The organism is Lysinibacillus phoenicis (genome assembly GCF_047238325.1).
Taxonomy (GTDB): Bacteria; Bacillota; Bacilli; order Bacillales_A; family Planococcaceae; genus Lysinibacillus; species Lysinibacillus irui.
Genome location: NZ_JBDFMP010000002.1, coordinates 990,822 through 1,004,664 on the forward strand (window position 1 = coordinate 990,822; position 13,843 = coordinate 1,004,664).

At 37.7% G+C, this 13,843-nt stretch carries 14 protein-coding genes and 1 riboswitch; of the genes, 5 read left to right on the top strand and 9 right to left on the bottom strand.

The genetic code is table 11. The annotated features are described in order from the left end of the window. The first annotated feature begins 146 nt into the window (after positions 1-146). The 4 genes from ABC382_RS06480 to ABC382_RS06495 all read left to right on the top strand — a co-directional run bounded on the left by ABC382_RS06480 (position 147) and on the right by ABC382_RS06495 (position 3,866). On the top strand, positions 147-854 hold the full coding sequence (locus tag ABC382_RS06480; RefSeq protein ID WP_322612025.1) for a class I SAM-dependent methyltransferase: 708 nt from the start codon (positions 147-149) through the stop codon (positions 852-854). Between the two features lie 153 nt (positions 855-1,007). Continuing rightward, positions 1,008-2,135, top strand: a complete 1,128-nt coding sequence (locus ABC382_RS06485; protein WP_274796687.1) for a DUF418 domain-containing protein — start codon at positions 1,008-1,010, stop codon at positions 2,133-2,135. A 13-nt stretch (positions 2,136-2,148) separates the two neighbouring features. Further along, positions 2,149-3,264 carry a sensor histidine kinase gene (locus ABC382_RS06490; RefSeq protein WP_274796686.1) on the top strand — a complete coding sequence of 372 codons (1,116 nt, stop codon included), beginning with the start codon at positions 2,149-2,151 and terminating at the stop codon, positions 3,262-3,264. Further along, the gene (locus tag ABC382_RS06495) at positions 3,261-3,866 is read left to right on the top strand and encodes a response regulator transcription factor (RefSeq protein ID WP_412926672.1); all 606 of its coding nucleotides are present in this window, start codon (positions 3,261-3,263) and stop codon (positions 3,864-3,866) included. The genes ABC382_RS06490 and ABC382_RS06495 overlap by 4 nt, the downstream gene beginning before the upstream one ends. Before the next feature lie 108 nt (positions 3,867-3,974). Here ABC382_RS06495 and ABC382_RS06500 read toward each other — a convergent pair whose 3' ends face one another. Next, positions 3,975-5,060 carry an Ig-like domain-containing protein gene (locus ABC382_RS06500; RefSeq protein ID WP_322612026.1) on the bottom strand — a complete coding sequence of 362 codons (1,086 nt, stop codon included), beginning with the start codon at positions 5,058-5,060 and terminating at the stop codon, positions 3,975-3,977. A 392-nt stretch (positions 5,061-5,452) separates the two neighbouring features. Between ABC382_RS06500 and ABC382_RS06505 the strand changes: the two genes are divergently transcribed. Continuing rightward, positions 5,453-6,229, top strand: a complete 777-nt coding sequence (locus tag ABC382_RS06505) for a CPBP family intramembrane glutamic endopeptidase (protein WP_322612027.1) — start codon at positions 5,453-5,455, stop codon at positions 6,227-6,229. A gap of 125 nt (positions 6,230-6,354) precedes the next feature. Here the strand turns inward: ABC382_RS06505 and ABC382_RS06510 are convergent, their stop codons facing one another. The 8 genes from ABC382_RS06510 to ABC382_RS06545 all read right to left on the bottom strand — a co-directional run bounded on the left by ABC382_RS06510 (position 6,355) and on the right by ABC382_RS06545 (position 13,200). Beyond that, entirely contained in the window at positions 6,355-7,044 is a 690-nt protein-coding gene (locus ABC382_RS06510; protein WP_409264303.1) for an ankyrin repeat domain-containing protein, read from the bottom strand. Positions 7,045-7,206: 162 nt separating this feature from the next. Beyond that, positions 7,207-7,893: a response regulator transcription factor gene (locus ABC382_RS06515; protein WP_322606225.1), complete on the bottom strand. Its 687-nt coding sequence runs from the start codon at positions 7,891-7,893 to the stop codon at positions 7,207-7,209. Further along, complete coding sequence (locus tag ABC382_RS06520; RefSeq protein ID WP_322612029.1) at positions 7,871-9,349, bottom strand: sensor histidine kinase; 1,479 nt, start codon at positions 9,347-9,349, stop codon at positions 7,871-7,873. Before ABC382_RS06520 ends, ABC382_RS06515 begins: the two co-directional genes overlap by 23 nt. Before the next feature lie 170 nt (positions 9,350-9,519). After that, the gene (locus ABC382_RS06525; protein ID WP_322612030.1) at positions 9,520-10,881 is read right to left on the bottom strand and encodes a PepSY-associated TM helix domain-containing protein; all 1,362 of its coding nucleotides are present in this window, start codon (positions 10,879-10,881) and stop codon (positions 9,520-9,522) included. A 187-nt stretch (positions 10,882-11,068) separates the two neighbouring features. Then, complete coding sequence (locus ABC382_RS06530; protein WP_322612031.1) at positions 11,069-12,088, bottom strand: 2,3-butanediol dehydrogenase; 1,020 nt, start codon at positions 12,086-12,088, stop codon at positions 11,069-11,071. Positions 12,089-12,105: 17 nt separating this feature from the next. After that, complete coding sequence (locus tag ABC382_RS06535; RefSeq protein ID WP_312507027.1) at positions 12,106-12,750, bottom strand: TetR/AcrR family transcriptional regulator; 645 nt, start codon at positions 12,748-12,750, stop codon at positions 12,106-12,108. Between the two features lie 88 nt (positions 12,751-12,838). Continuing rightward, positions 12,839-13,015, bottom strand: a complete 177-nt coding sequence (locus ABC382_RS06540) for a hypothetical protein (RefSeq protein ID WP_274796676.1) — start codon at positions 13,013-13,015, stop codon at positions 12,839-12,841. Between the two features lie 59 nt (positions 13,016-13,074). Beyond that, positions 13,075-13,200 (bottom strand): hypothetical protein, encoded by a 126-nt coding sequence (locus ABC382_RS06545; RefSeq protein ID WP_274796675.1) that lies wholly within the window; start codon positions 13,198-13,200, stop codon positions 13,075-13,077. A 29-nt stretch (positions 13,201-13,229) separates the two neighbouring features. Beyond that, positions 13,230-13,421, bottom strand: a riboswitch (cobalamin riboswitch). Positions 13,422-13,843 lie beyond the last annotated feature (422 nt).

Below are 13,843 nucleotides of genomic sequence, written 5' to 3' on the forward strand. Positions count from 1 at the left end.
ATCTGAAAGCTTCAAGATAGTATATGTGCGAATTTTAAGGATGAATTAGACATTTGAAGAAGTGTTAAAAATAATATATTTCGTAAGACACTACTATATGGACGTCACCTTACTAGTTTTCTTGTCATACTATAAGAAAAAAGAAGGTGTTTATTATTCAAAGCTCTAATTATCTCCAATTTTTAGCTAAATTTGGTATCGGAGGTGCACATCCTGGGGGCATTAATCTATCAAAAGCACTTTTTGAACATGAGAATATCCAGCGAGGTGTAGACATTTTAGATGTGGGGTGTGGCACAGGGCAAACTGCTGCTTATTTAGCTTCCTTCTATCAGGCAAATGTCACGGGCATCGATGTTCATCCTCTTATGATCGAAAAAGCTAGACAACGAATGCAAAAAACTCATTTAGCTGTCAACCTTATAGAAGGCTCGATTGAGCAAACCTCAATTGAAAAAGAGTCTTTTGACTTCATTCTTGCCGAATCGGTTCTGGCCTTTGTCAATCAACAACGGGCTTTACAAGAGATTTTTCGTTTATTAAAAAAAGGGGGCCGCTTTATTGCCATTGAATTCACCCTTCCTGCAACACTTCCCTCCCAACTAGCTCAAGAAATCCAGCAGTTTTATGGATTTGAATCTCTTCTTACGAAAAAGGATTGGGTCACATTATTGCAGCAAGCTGGGTTTCACAATATTCGAATACAAAAAAATAAATCCATCTCGTCTCAGCACGAATTTCATTTTTCCCAACATATTGAACCCGAATTACTAGATGTAATGGATGAGCATATGACGATGAACGAAAAATACGGAAAATATTTGGACTATCGTATTTATTCATGTACAAAATAAATGAGCCAGCTTCTAATGTTGCTGGTTTTTTTGCCGTTACAGCAATTTTATGACACCTGTCATCTAGATTCTTTGACTGCTGTGAATAGGTTTTCTCTTTATAATTTCTTATTCTTAAAACATAAGAAAACAAAAGAAAGAGTGATTGAACTTATGCAAACACAACAACGACTCCCCTTTATCGATATGTTAAGAGGCTTTGCTGTCTTAGGAACACTTGGCACAAATATTTGGATTTTTGCTTATCTAGGAGATTTATCGTATATCACAACGAGTAATTATTCTGGTTGGTGGTCCTTCAATGACTTTTTACGAATGGTCGTCCTATTTTTCGTCAATGGGAAGCTCCTTGGACTGTTAACCATTATGTTTGGGGTAGGCTTACAATTAAAATACCAACAAGCTCTACGAAGAGGAAATGCTTGGCCGGGCGTCTATCTTTGGACAATTGTATTTTTAGGTTTGGAAGGATTGCTGCATTATACACTTGTCATGGAATACGATATTTTAATGAGCTACGCAGTGACAGCTTTCATAGTTGCCTTCCTAATCCGATTAGGTGACAAAGTGATGACATGGGCTTTCTATCTGTTTGGTAGCTTTCATGTCCTTATGATTCTATTGATTTTCATTAGTAGCCTACAGGGTACAATTATTTCCTTCAATGGTATGGAAACTGTGGCTGCTCTATATGAACAGGGCACATGGCTTGCACAAGTTCAACATCGTCTGACGAATTTTTTATTTTATCGAACAGAAGCCATTTTTATTATCCCAATGAATGTCTTTTTATTTTTACTTGGTGTGAAATTCATGCGCAATGAGGTATTTTCGCAACATGACAAAGGACGTCAAGCTCGTCAAAAGCTCTTTAAAATCGGTATATATATTGGCCTACCGTTAAATTTACTGTTATTTGTTCCTGGTGGACTGTTTGATTTACCTGTTCGCTATTTATGTGCTCCTATTCTATCAATTGGCTATATTGGTATTTTAGGTAAACTGGTAGAATATAAGAGACTGGATTGGCTGTGGCAATGTTTTGCACAAGTTGGCAAGATGTCTTTGAGCTGTTATGTCCTACAAAACGTGCTGGCTTCTATCATTTTTTATGGCTGGGGGCTTGGCTTAGGAGGTCAATTAAATAGCATTGTTATTATCAGTATTTGGCTAGCCCTATCTTGCCTACAGCTCATGTTAGCGTCATTTTGGCAGCAGCGCTTTCATATGGGCCCGATGGAGTGGATTCGTAAAAAAACCATTCAAGCGATGACACAGTAATACGCAACAAAGGATGGTGTATGAAATAAAAATTTATCCTAGAGAACAAATAAAGCATTATTTAATCATCGATGTGATGTCCTTGATTGTTTTAATAACGATGGTGTTATGGTCTCATTCAGCTCTCCCTTTGGCAGCTCGAATATCGATTTTAGGCTTATATCTCGGTGCTTTCTATATAGCTTTATGGCATCGAGATTGGAGGTTGCTTGTAGCTTCACTTGTAGCCTTCCTCCTTATTACTATCCTCGGTATATATGAGGACATCTTTATGCTGATTTTCGGATTTACCTTTGCCGATTTATTAGGAAGAGCCAAATCGAAATGGCATATCGCGATTGGGATGCTTGGTATAGCTGTCATGTTTTTAGGCGTCATGAAACTTACTACAGATTCGCTAGTAACAGTTGAATCACAGGTACTAGCACCAATGATGATTATTCAAATGGTGTTTCCTGTCCTTATTTATTTTGTAGAAAAGTCGAAAAACCTACAATCTGAATTGGCTGATGTCAATACGCAGCTCGTTCAACAAGAGGAACGACAGCGAATTGCTAGAGATCTCCATGACACGATTGGTCATACGCTGACGATGATTAAAATCAAAACAGAGCTAACGACTAAACTAATCGACCGAGATCCTTCAAGTGTCAAACAAGAATTAAATGAGATACTAGCCACTACTCGTACCGCCCTAAAACAAGTACGAGAGCTCGTATCTGATATGAATTTTGTATCATTACAGACCGAGTTAATACACTGCCAGCAACTATTACAAAGCGCGAATATTACAACAACGCTACACAATCAATGCCCTACAATCGTCCTTTCTAGCGTGGAGGAAACGATGCTTGCTTTATGTGTACGAGAAGCTACGACAAATCTCCTCAAGCATAGTGAGGCAAAAAAATGCCACATGACAATCCATTGTCACAATGGACTGTATACGCTAGAGATGAAAGACGATGGAATTGGTTTATCGCAGAAAGGGCTTGGCAATGGCATCCATTCAATGAAAGAAAGAATGCAAGTTCTTCAGGGCTCGGCCACGGTTGAAAATAACACACCTACAGGTACAAGTGTGGTACTAACCATACCCATTCAAGATGGAAAGGAGCCTCTAACATGATACGTGTATTACTAGCTGAGGACCAACAAATGCTACGGGGTGCCTTAACATCGCTCTTATCTTTTGAACCAGATATTGAAGTAATTGCAGAAGTGTCAGATGGTCAAAAAGCATGGGACTACATTAAACAGGAGCTACCTGATGTTTGTGTCGTAGATATAGAAATGCCTCATTTGTCAGGATTGGAGCTTGCAGAAAAAATTAAACAGGCTAACCTCCCCTGCAAAGTCATGATTGTCACAACCTTTGCACGCCCGGGCTATTTACAAAAAGCGATGGACTGTGAGGTTCACGGCTATCTACTAAAAGATGAACCCATTGATTATTTAATCGCTACAATTCGGAAAATCATGCAAGGAGAAAAGGTAGTCAGCAAGGATTTAGCCGCTACCTTATTTATGAAAGAGCATAACCCTTTAAATGAACGCGAAATTGCCGTACTACAACTTGTTCAAGAAGGCTTAACGACAAATGAAATTAGTAAACGATTATTTTTAACAAAAGGCACCATTCGCAATTATTTATCAACCTCTATTCAAAAGCTACAGGTCGAATCTAGACAGCAGGCCGCTCAGGTAGCACGTGAAAAAGGCTGGCTATAGCTAAAAAATCTCGCCACAGCATGTGACGAGATTTTTATTTGGATACTTTACATCTATTAGGTTTCAGGTTTTAGGTTTCAAATGACAGATTCATTATTCTATTAAAAATTATTTTCCTTGTAGAACTACATTTGTTGCTGTGGCCCAGTTGTTTAATGGCATAACTGTATAACTTACATTGGCTTTTAACGTGCCATCGTTCGCAACATCAAAGATACCTACAGCACCTTTACGTGATGAATAGCGATACTGTGCTTGTAATGTGCTCCCATCATTTCCACGTAGCTCAACACTTCTTCCTGCTAGTAAATCAGATTGAGGATCATTTGTTAATTGTAATTCGAATGATTTTTCATCAATAGCTTTTGCTGATTGTAGTGTAAATGGTGCGATTTCTTGTGCTACAAAGCTCTTTACATCCATTTCCGCCCATTGTGAGTACACGCGATATGTGACACCTGGTTTTAATATTTGTCCAGCCGGTAATCTAAATTGAGGAGCTTGTCTGCCATCTGCTGCTTGCGTGAATGGTACATAGTTTGCTACAAACTCTTCTCCTTCACTTGTTTTCACTGTCACATTGCGGTCACGTAATGAAGATATAACATCAAAACGTTTGCCACTCGCATCTCGATTATGACGATCTAAGCTAAATGCTAAATCTCCACGACCAGCGCGATATGCTTCAATAATATTGGCATAGTCCACAACGCCATCCTCTTGGAATGATTCCAGTGTAAATGTATCGTTTGTTACTTGCTCCACATTGCGCACAAATACTTTTTCATCTGTTCCTTCAAAAACTTTATTCCGCTGTTCTTTATAGCTCAATGTATAGATGAAGTCATCTTCTTGGAATGTCGTCGGTACAATATATGTACTCTTAGATCCTGTCATTAAGCGTGGCACATTGACAATCTCTAAATCTCCATTAAACGTAAAATGCTGTTTAATTGCATCTAGATTATTCAGATCTACATCAGCTGCTGCTAACGGCTGGTTAAATGTAATTTGAAGTGTCATTGTATTTAATGGCTTAATATTTGTAATCTTTGCTACTTGCTCATTTTCGGCAGCTGTTACCACTTTCTTACTTGCTGCCTCTGCATTCAAAGGCTCGTTAAATGTAACAAGACCTGCTGATAAAACGGATAAAGCTAATGCTGCTGGAACCATACGTTTTCTTAATTTCATCTATAAAACTCTCCTTTTTGGTGTCATTTGGTTTACAAGATTTATCATAAAGCCCATATCTAAACTGCCAATAAATAAACTATTAAAAAAAAATAAAAAAATAAGAAAAATAATTTAAGAACAACTAGAAAGAAATTTTCAAAACATCTGGTATGTAACAATAACAAACAGACCATTAACTGGAATACACATTGGTAATATTCTATAATTTTCCATAATTCACATTAAGAAAATTGAAACTATACACTTGTTGATACGTAATTTATAACGACACCACATTAAAAAGAGGGGGATTTCAAATAAGTTCTTCGACATTCAGGATTAGCCGGTTGCTTTTGTACTTTGTACTCGTATCACTATTTCTCTTTGTTTCGGGAAATGTTGGACAATATTTGATAGAAACACAAGGTATGGATAAAAAATTAGCCATGCTTTTACAAGGAATGATTTTTACTGGGTTAACGCTTGTTGTCCTTTTTGTACTTAAAAAAGAAAATCCAGATTTTTTAAAAAATATTGGATTGAAGGGTGTTAATTCATTATCTAAGTTGATGTTCGGTATTGCATTGCCTTTTATTTTACTCGTATCAGGCATTTTAACAGCTTATTTATTTGGTGGCATAGAAAATGTCAGGTTGAACTTGACAACAAATGTCATTATCGCTATTTTAATCAATTCATTAACAGCATTTATGTATGAGGCATTTCCAGAAGAAGTTTTTATCCGGGGACTAATTTTTGAAGAGTTGCATAAGAAATATCGGTTTATCATCTCATTAATTTTGCAACCGTTAATTTTCATATGTGTGCCGATTATGGTGATGGCCATGGCATCCATATTCTTTAGTGAACCATTTACAGTAACTATAGACTACTTTATTTTACTCTTCATTTTTGGCATTGCTCTACAGCTATATAGAAGATATACAGGTACACTATGGATGAGTATTCTCTTTCATATTGTTTATCTTGAAGTGGCTAGATATATTTCCATGGGAGGCATGTATAACCCAGATGTCGCTCTTTTAGAGTTTGATGAGACATTTGGAGGATTTATGACGCTCTACTTGTCTTTTTTGTTTATAGTGATATTGAGTGTAGTCGTGCTGTCAGTTTTGTTGCTAATTGATAAAAGAAAAAATAATTATAAAAACAACATTTTACAATAATTTTCTATATCTCTTATTTTCTTCAATAAAAACTCTAAAGGTTCGCAAGTGGAGGTTTTAAATATCTCGTACAACAAAAGGAATCGAGAGCGTGACCTCTAGATTCCTTTTGTCTATAATGTGGATTATTTTGCTCCCGCGGCAATTAGGATTTGTTCAATCTCTTGAAAGCCTCGCTGTTTCGCGTGTTGCAATGGTGTAACATTATTTTGATCGGGTATAGTCACATCTGCACCATGCTCAATTAATAATTGAATCACGGTCTGCTGTGTAGGATTGCCGTTATTTAAGACAATCGCCTCCATTAGGGCTGTCCATCCTAAATGATTGACATGATTGACGTTAATGTCTGTATTCGTTAATAACTCCTCGATGACCTCTACATGACCATGCTCTGCTGCTGGAATTAATGCTGTTCCGCCATATCGATTCAAAATCGTAGGATCTGCTCCCGCCTGAATAGTAAGCTTTAAAATATCGAGATAGCCTTCTGCTCCTGCATAGAGGAACGGTGTGTTTTGCATGCTATCTTGAATATTAACATCTGCCCCCGCCTCAATTAATAGCTTGGCTGCCTCCACATCCTGATTATATGTAGCAATCATTAAGGCCGTTCGCTTGTTTGCATCCTGAGCATTGATATCTACTTTTTGCTCCAGAACCTTTCGAAGCACCTCTATATCTCCTTTTTCTGCTGCTTTCAAAAGCTCGCCTGTCAAATCTGTTTTCACCTCTTCACTTCCCCCTCTATCAAGCTGGATAGCCTCTGTATCGTTGGAGGAACACCCTTGCAGTAAAAATGATAATGCTATCATAGCTGCCTGTATCTCCTTCACCTGTCATACACCCCTTTCTAATTTGATGACGTACTTTCTTTAGTGTACGTGGTAATGCTAAAATGCCTATTAACCATTTCTTAAAAAAGTCTAAAATCTTGTACAAAAAAATACCTCGCCAACAAGACGAGATATCTTTTCTTATACATTGAAGCGATAGCCTGCTCCCCAAACGGTTTCTAAAAATTTGGGCTGTGCGGGATCACGTTCAATTTTTTCACGTAGCTTTCGAATATGGACAGTAACAGTCGAAACATCCGCAGCTGATTCATAACCCCAGTTACGCTCATATAATTGTTCTTTACTTAATACCTGATTGGGGTGTTTCACAAAAAATACCAACAAATCAAATTCCTTTGTCGTAAAGGCAATTTCATCTCCATTCACAAAAACCTTTCTGGCTGATGTATCAATAGTAATGCCATGGATGGACATCAAATGGTTGGTTTGCTGATTTGTTGCAAGACGCTCATATCTCGATAAATGAGCCTTGACCCTTGCCACTAGCTCACTTGGACTAAAGGGCTTTGTAATATAATCATCTGCTCCTAGTCCAAGACCTCGAATTTTATCAATATCTTCTTTTTTAGCCGACACAAACAGTATTGGAATATTGTTCACTGCACGAATCTGTTTACAAATTTCGAAGCCATTCATCCCAGGCAGCATAATATCCAAAATGATTAAATCATAATCACCTTCAAGTGCCTGTTTCAGTCCATCATCTCCTTGATGCTGAATATCCACTGCAAACCCATTAATTTCTAAATAATCTCGTTGGAGCTCTGCTATGCTCACTTCATCTTCAATTAGCAGTATTTTTTTCATGTTCTTTCACCTTCTCCTCCGCCTTTTTCAATGAAATGAAAATGCTCGTCCCCTTTGTTAGCTCACTGTTCGCCCAAATGTCGCCGCCCATTTCAAGCACAATTTGTTTCGCAATGGCTAAGCCTAAGCCACTCCCACCTGTTTGCGAATTCCGTGAGAGCTCTGCACGGTAAAAGCGATCAAATATGTGAGGTAATGCGACAGGATCAATACCCGTACCATTATCTGTTACTTGAATAATCGCGTCATCTACTCGCTCATGTAAGGAAATAATAATTTGCTTATATGGTTTATCCATATATTTTTCACTATTGCTTAATAAGTTTGACAGGACCCTTCTTAATTTATCACGATCAGCCATAACAAAAAGTGGTGAGTCCGCTGATATATATTGTAAGTGAATGTCTCGATCAATAAAATCAAAGCTCGCATCCTCTACATAATCATGCATATATTGCTGTAAATTGACGTTTTCCATTTGGAATGGAATCTTTTTTAAGTCCAACTTTGAAAATAAGAACAGCTCATCAATTAATACATCCATATCCTTTGCTTTCGTATAGATAGTTGTTAAATATTTATCCATCTTCTCCTCTGTATTCGCCACACCATCTTTGATGCCCTCTACATAGCCAATAATCGAGGTCATCGGCGTTTTTAAATCATGTGAGATATTTGATAGTAATTCTTTTCGATTTTCCTCATATTGAAGCTGCAGCTGGATCGATTCTTTCAGCTTAATCCTCATTTCTTCAAACGATCGATTAAGCTGCCCTATTTCATCATTCGAACGGGACGTAATTTCAAAATCCAAATCACCCGATTTTATGCGTTCTGCCCCTTCCTTTAAAGCAGAAATTGGATTAATAATACTTCTCGAAACTAAATAATTTAATATGCCAATAATCATCATAAATAAGACAAATAAAATACCTAAAAGAATAGGTAATAGCTCTCGTGTTACTTCTGCACGGGAACTAACCTCTCGTAAAACGAAAATACTTCCCTCTGTTTCATCTGGAAAATAAAAATCGAATTTTACATACGTATAAAAAGCTTGATTAATCATGATGGTGTCACGAGAATTTATATTCGTTGCCTCAAAACCAGGTAAACTTTTCAGCAACAATTGCTTATGGTCTTTCTGCGTAGAATAGACAATTTGATGATCTTTTCGTACAACAATCTCAATCGCAGGGGCATTTATTTTTTCTAGCTGCTCGACATCTAAAAGTTGCTGGGGATCAGTTTTAGCTAGTAATTTTAAATCCAAAAAAGCATTTTCCTCTACCGTCGTCAAAGGTTTTTGGACATAAGATTTTTTATAAAAATGCTCAATCGCTTTAACATCACCTGTAATAGCAAAGGAAAAAAGAAAAACTGCCGCTAGTAATAGAGCGATGGCAATAAAAATAACACCAATATAAGATAGTAAAAACCTCGTTTTAATTGACATCTACATTCCCCCAATAAGCTGAAGCTACTAGCAATGTACCATACAAATCTTAAAACTTTATAAAATTCGGCTGAAAAATCTATAAACAATTACAGTATTGCGCTTATGCTATTGAAGTAAACAACACAAAAAAAGATACGGCACCTTAATGCTGTGCCGTATCCAGTCATTTATTTTGTTTCTTCTGCTCTTAATTTCTTTTTTGTTTGCCAGCCAATAATGATAAGTTCAATCAACACTACAGCGATCAAGGAAGCGCCAAACAATGGCATTAATACACCTAAAATAATAAGGAAGATCACAAAAGGCAATGAAATTTTATGAGAAATTTGAGGTGGTGCTGACAGCTCGCCTTTTTTCCTACGTAAAATCCACATGCGAATTCCCCAGACAATGACAGCTAAAAAGGCGAGACAAATCACTAAGTTTAGCAGCTTATTAGGCCAGCCAAATAAGTGGCCTTCATGTAAAGGAATGCCCCATGAAAAGAACTTGGCTAACATACCGTAATCCTCATAGTTGACTTGATCGATAAACTTGCCACTATATTGATCAAAATACATTGTCGCTTCTTCTGTAGGTTTGACATCTAGACCCGTTACTCCAGAGTTACTAGCCTTTGCCACTGTATATACGCCTTCACTATTTGAAGGGTAAATAATTGAATAAGGCTTAGTGATATTCATTGCATCGATTTCTTTTTCAAGGTTAGCAATCGAGATTTGATTGTCGTTTGTATAACGGACAGCGCCGCCTCCATGATGCTGTGCATGTTCGCCTTCAGACGATGGTGCTTCTAATTGGCGAGTCGCCCATGGTATTTCCGAGACATCCGATGTTGGTGGCTTTTGCTGTAATATTGGGTAACCAAACGTTGGACTCTCTGAAGCAATATTGGAAAGGATTGACCCTTGAAAAGCAGACCATAATAGCCCTGTAGAAATGAACATTACCATTGGAATCGTAATAATGGTCCCAACAAGCGCATGGTATCTCCTACTTTTTTGTCGTTTATTTTCCGACTTGTGCTTTTTCAGAGCATTCCCTTTAAATGTCATATAAAGACCTGACAGTAATAAAAAGATAGTCCAGCATGCTGCTAGTTCTACTAAATAATTGACAAATGTACCGCCAATAAATAGGGAGCTATGCGTATTTCTCATAATATTAGAGAATGTATAGTTGGCATCCTGACTACCTACCATTTGATTGTGATCATCTAAAAATACATATTTTTCTTCTTTCCCATTGGATAATGTTAAACGGGTATTATATGGTTCTTCCAGCATAATGACTTTAGTTGTGGAGTACCCCGCAAATGCCGCTTCCGCTTTTTCTACGGCTTCATCAATCGTTAAGACCTCTTCTTTATGGCTTTCTCCAAAGAAGTAATCATCATATAATTTGTTTTCTACATCTGTAAAAAATAAATAGCCAATCCCACTTAAAGTAAGAGATAACAATAATGGCGTTATAAAAAGTGCTGCGAAAAAATGTAGCCGCCAAAACCTTGAATAAAGCAAATTTTTCATATTTAATCTCCGTTCTTTTTATATATAGCAAATTTATTATATAAAGTAAAAGTGAAATATGAATGAAGTCCTAAAGGCAGTTTTATGACAAACAAATGTATTCCAATTGGTATTATGATATTTAAGAACAAAAATAATCATAGCCAAACCTGTTTTGACTCAAGTTTGACTATGATTAGGGCAAGATTTACAAACTCATATTCACCAAAATTTTACACTGACTACGATCTTTTGTTAAAGCCTCAAAGCCGTTTTCCACAATATCCTCTAAAGCAATTTCACTTGTAATCACGGCTTGTCCATCAATAACGCCTCGTGCTAGTAATCGAATGACTTCAGGGAAAATGTTAACATAGGCAAATGAACCGCTAATTGTTACCTCTGGTGAAACTACCGCATTTGGATTAAATTCAACGGGTCTTTCCCAGACACTGACAATTTTAAATTCGCCGCCAGGGCGAACAGCACTTACGCCACTTGTAAACGTTGCTTGAACACCTGCTGCATCATAGGCAACATCTACTCCACCATTTGTTTTTTCGCGAATATAGGCTACGGCATCTGTGTCGATTGGATTGATAACATAGGTTGCACCCAAATCAAGCGCTTTTTGGCGACGTTCATCGGAAACCTCCACTACAAAGATTTCACTTGCTCCAGCCGCTTTCACAGCCTGCAAGACTAATAAGCCAATGGGACCTGCGCCAAAAATAGCGGCAGTATCGCCAAGCTTTAATTGACTTTGTCGAACAGCATGCACGGCTACTGCTGTCGGTTCTACCAGAGCACCTAGCTCTAAACTCATACCATCAGGAAGCTGGTAAATATTTTCTTCTTGCACAACCGCATATTCAGCGAATCCACCTGAAATGGTATAACCATAAGATTGTCCACGTTTACATAAGTTTGAATAGCCACGTCTACAGTTATCACATTTGCCACATGGTATTGGCGGCTCCACTGCTACGCGATCCCCTACTTTTGTTTGTGTAACTCCTTCTGCTACTTCTACAACAACTCCGGCAAATTCATGCCCTAATACTGGTTGTGTACGGAATGCATAGGCCCCGCCTACATATTCATGTAAATCACTACCACAAATTCCGGCAAACGCAACTTTCACTTTCACCATCCCAGGCTCTAGTGCTGGCAGTTGTGCCTCCTCTACTCGAATATCTTTAATACCGTAAAATTTTGCTGCTTTCATTGTGATTACCTTCTTTTTTATTGTTTTGTGTGAAGACCATTGAACACGAAATGAACTGCAAGCTCTGCAATTTGCTCGGGTGTTGATTGTAAGGAAGAACGATTTAAAAATGGGTTATTCAAGGAATACATTAACGTCCCCATAATAAAGTTCAACGCGACATCAATGGACTCATAGTGTATGGTCTGTTGCTCTTGACACGCTTGTAAAATTGTTCGAAGCTGCTCCCAGGAAGGTAAAAAAACATCCTTTAGCATCTCTAGTCTTGGACTATTCATGACAATCTCTTGCTGTAAAATATCAATTAATTCATGCTCATGAATACGATAAAGGACAAAATTACGACAAAAGCTTCTGAGCGCACCTAGTGAATCGCTAACATCATAATGGGCATTCATAAAGGTGTCGCGTAGCGGTTCAAATAATGCATTGAAGACATTTTCTTTCCCACCAAAATGATAGGAAACAAGCGCGAGCGACACATTTGCCTCATCACAAATTTGTCTCACTGTCGTTCCATCATAGCCTCTTGACGAAAACAAGGATTTCGCTGCCTGCAAAATTTGTTCTTTTACCTCTTTATTTTTCTCTTTTTGTGCTACTTCTTTCTTATCGACTTCTCTCACCTCTTTTTTGAACAAGTGTTCAAAACGATTGTTCAAAAAAATCTTACGCCTACAATTTATTATTGTCAATGGATGCGCTCATTAATAATGGCTACTTCCATTTACGAAGTAGCCAACATGAATTTTATCCAATTAATTCTTTCATAACATTCGCATATGCCGCTAAAATCGACTGCTCATGTGCGGCATCATGCCCAACATACTGTTCAACAAGCTCCTTCAATGGTCTAGCCGCGTAAGGCTCTTGCATAATTTCTAATTTAAATAGACTTTCATAGTATTCAATCACTTGTGGATTCATGTGCACCGCTCCTTTATTGTTTTACATAAAAAAACATCTTTCCCTCATTAGAAAGATGTCTACAATGACAAATACACGACATAATACGATGATGGCCAGTTGAAAAAAAGCTTGCTATTAAACATAGAAGCTACCTTTTTAGCAATCATCGTACTATGAGCATGCAGGAGAATTTCTCTAGTCACACTCAACACCCCCTATCCGCGTAGGTTTTTGGCTGTACTAGATAAAGGCAGGTCTCCTGGCTTATGTTCATCGCACCTTCCACCTTCCCATTACGACTCGTAACAGTGGCCCTTTGAAATGTGCTCCCATTTACAGTTGCGGGACAGCGTCGGATTTCCACCGATCTTCCCTTTTAAACAAATTAAAAAATCTAATTTGTACCTCTATCCTATTATTCCGTTTTTATTATTATACCATAGTACTAATATCATAATAGATTAGATATGGTGGGCTATCCTTTACTTTTTTGGAGTCTATCACCAATCCTAGGGTGCTATCCCTCAATTCGAGCATTCTATCCGCCGCTTTTTGTTGGCTATCCTTCACTTTTGGGGTTCTATCCGCCGCTTTAAGCGCTATCCTTCAATTTTGGGGTTCTATCCACCGCTTTAAGCGCTATCCTTCACTTTGAGCATTCTATCCACCACTTTTCGATGGTTATCCTTCAATTCTAAGATTCTATCCACCGCTTTAAGCCTATCCTTCAATTCGTGCATTCTATCCCTCACTTTGAGCATTCTATCCACCACTTTTTCGATGGTTTTCCTTCAATTCTAAGATTCTATCCACTGCTTTAAGCCTATCCTTCACTTTAAGCATTCT

What these genes read in the sequence shown, in the direction of transcription:
- ABC382_RS06530 (WP_322612031.1), bottom strand. Translation starts at nt 12,088, where the DNA reads ATGAAAGCAGCAAAATTTTACGGTATTAAAGATATTCGAGTAGAGGAG.
- ABC382_RS06515 (WP_322606225.1), bottom strand. Translation starts at nt 7,893, where the DNA reads ATGAAAAAAATACTGCTAATTGAAGATGAAGTGAGCATAGCAGAGCTC.
- ABC382_RS06485 (WP_274796687.1), top strand. Translation starts at nt 1,008, where the DNA reads ATGCAAACACAACAACGACTCCCCTTTATCGATATGTTAAGAGGCTTT.
- ABC382_RS06510 (WP_409264303.1), bottom strand. Translation starts at nt 7,044, where the DNA reads ATGATAGCATTATCATTTTTACTGCAAGGGTGTTCCTCCAACGATACA.
- ABC382_RS06495 (WP_412926672.1), top strand. Translation starts at nt 3,261, where the DNA reads ATGATACGTGTATTACTAGCTGAGGACCAACAAATGCTACGGGGTGCC.
- ABC382_RS06500 (WP_322612026.1), bottom strand. Translation starts at nt 5,060, where the DNA reads ATGAAATTAAGAAAACGTATGGTTCCAGCAGCATTAGCTTTATCCGTT.
- ABC382_RS06525 (WP_322612030.1), bottom strand. Translation starts at nt 10,881, where the DNA reads ATGAAAAATTTGCTTTATTCAAGGTTTTGGCGGCTACATTTTTTCGCA.
- ABC382_RS06490 (WP_274796686.1), top strand. Translation starts at nt 2,149, where the DNA reads ATGGTGTATGAAATAAAAATTTATCCTAGAGAACAAATAAAGCATTAT.
- ABC382_RS06540 (WP_274796676.1), bottom strand. Translation starts at nt 13,015, where the DNA reads ATGAATCCACAAGTGATTGAATACTATGAAAGTCTATTTAAATTAGAA.
- ABC382_RS06520 (WP_322612029.1), bottom strand. Translation starts at nt 9,349, where the DNA reads ATGTCAATTAAAACGAGGTTTTTACTATCTTATATTGGTGTTATTTTT.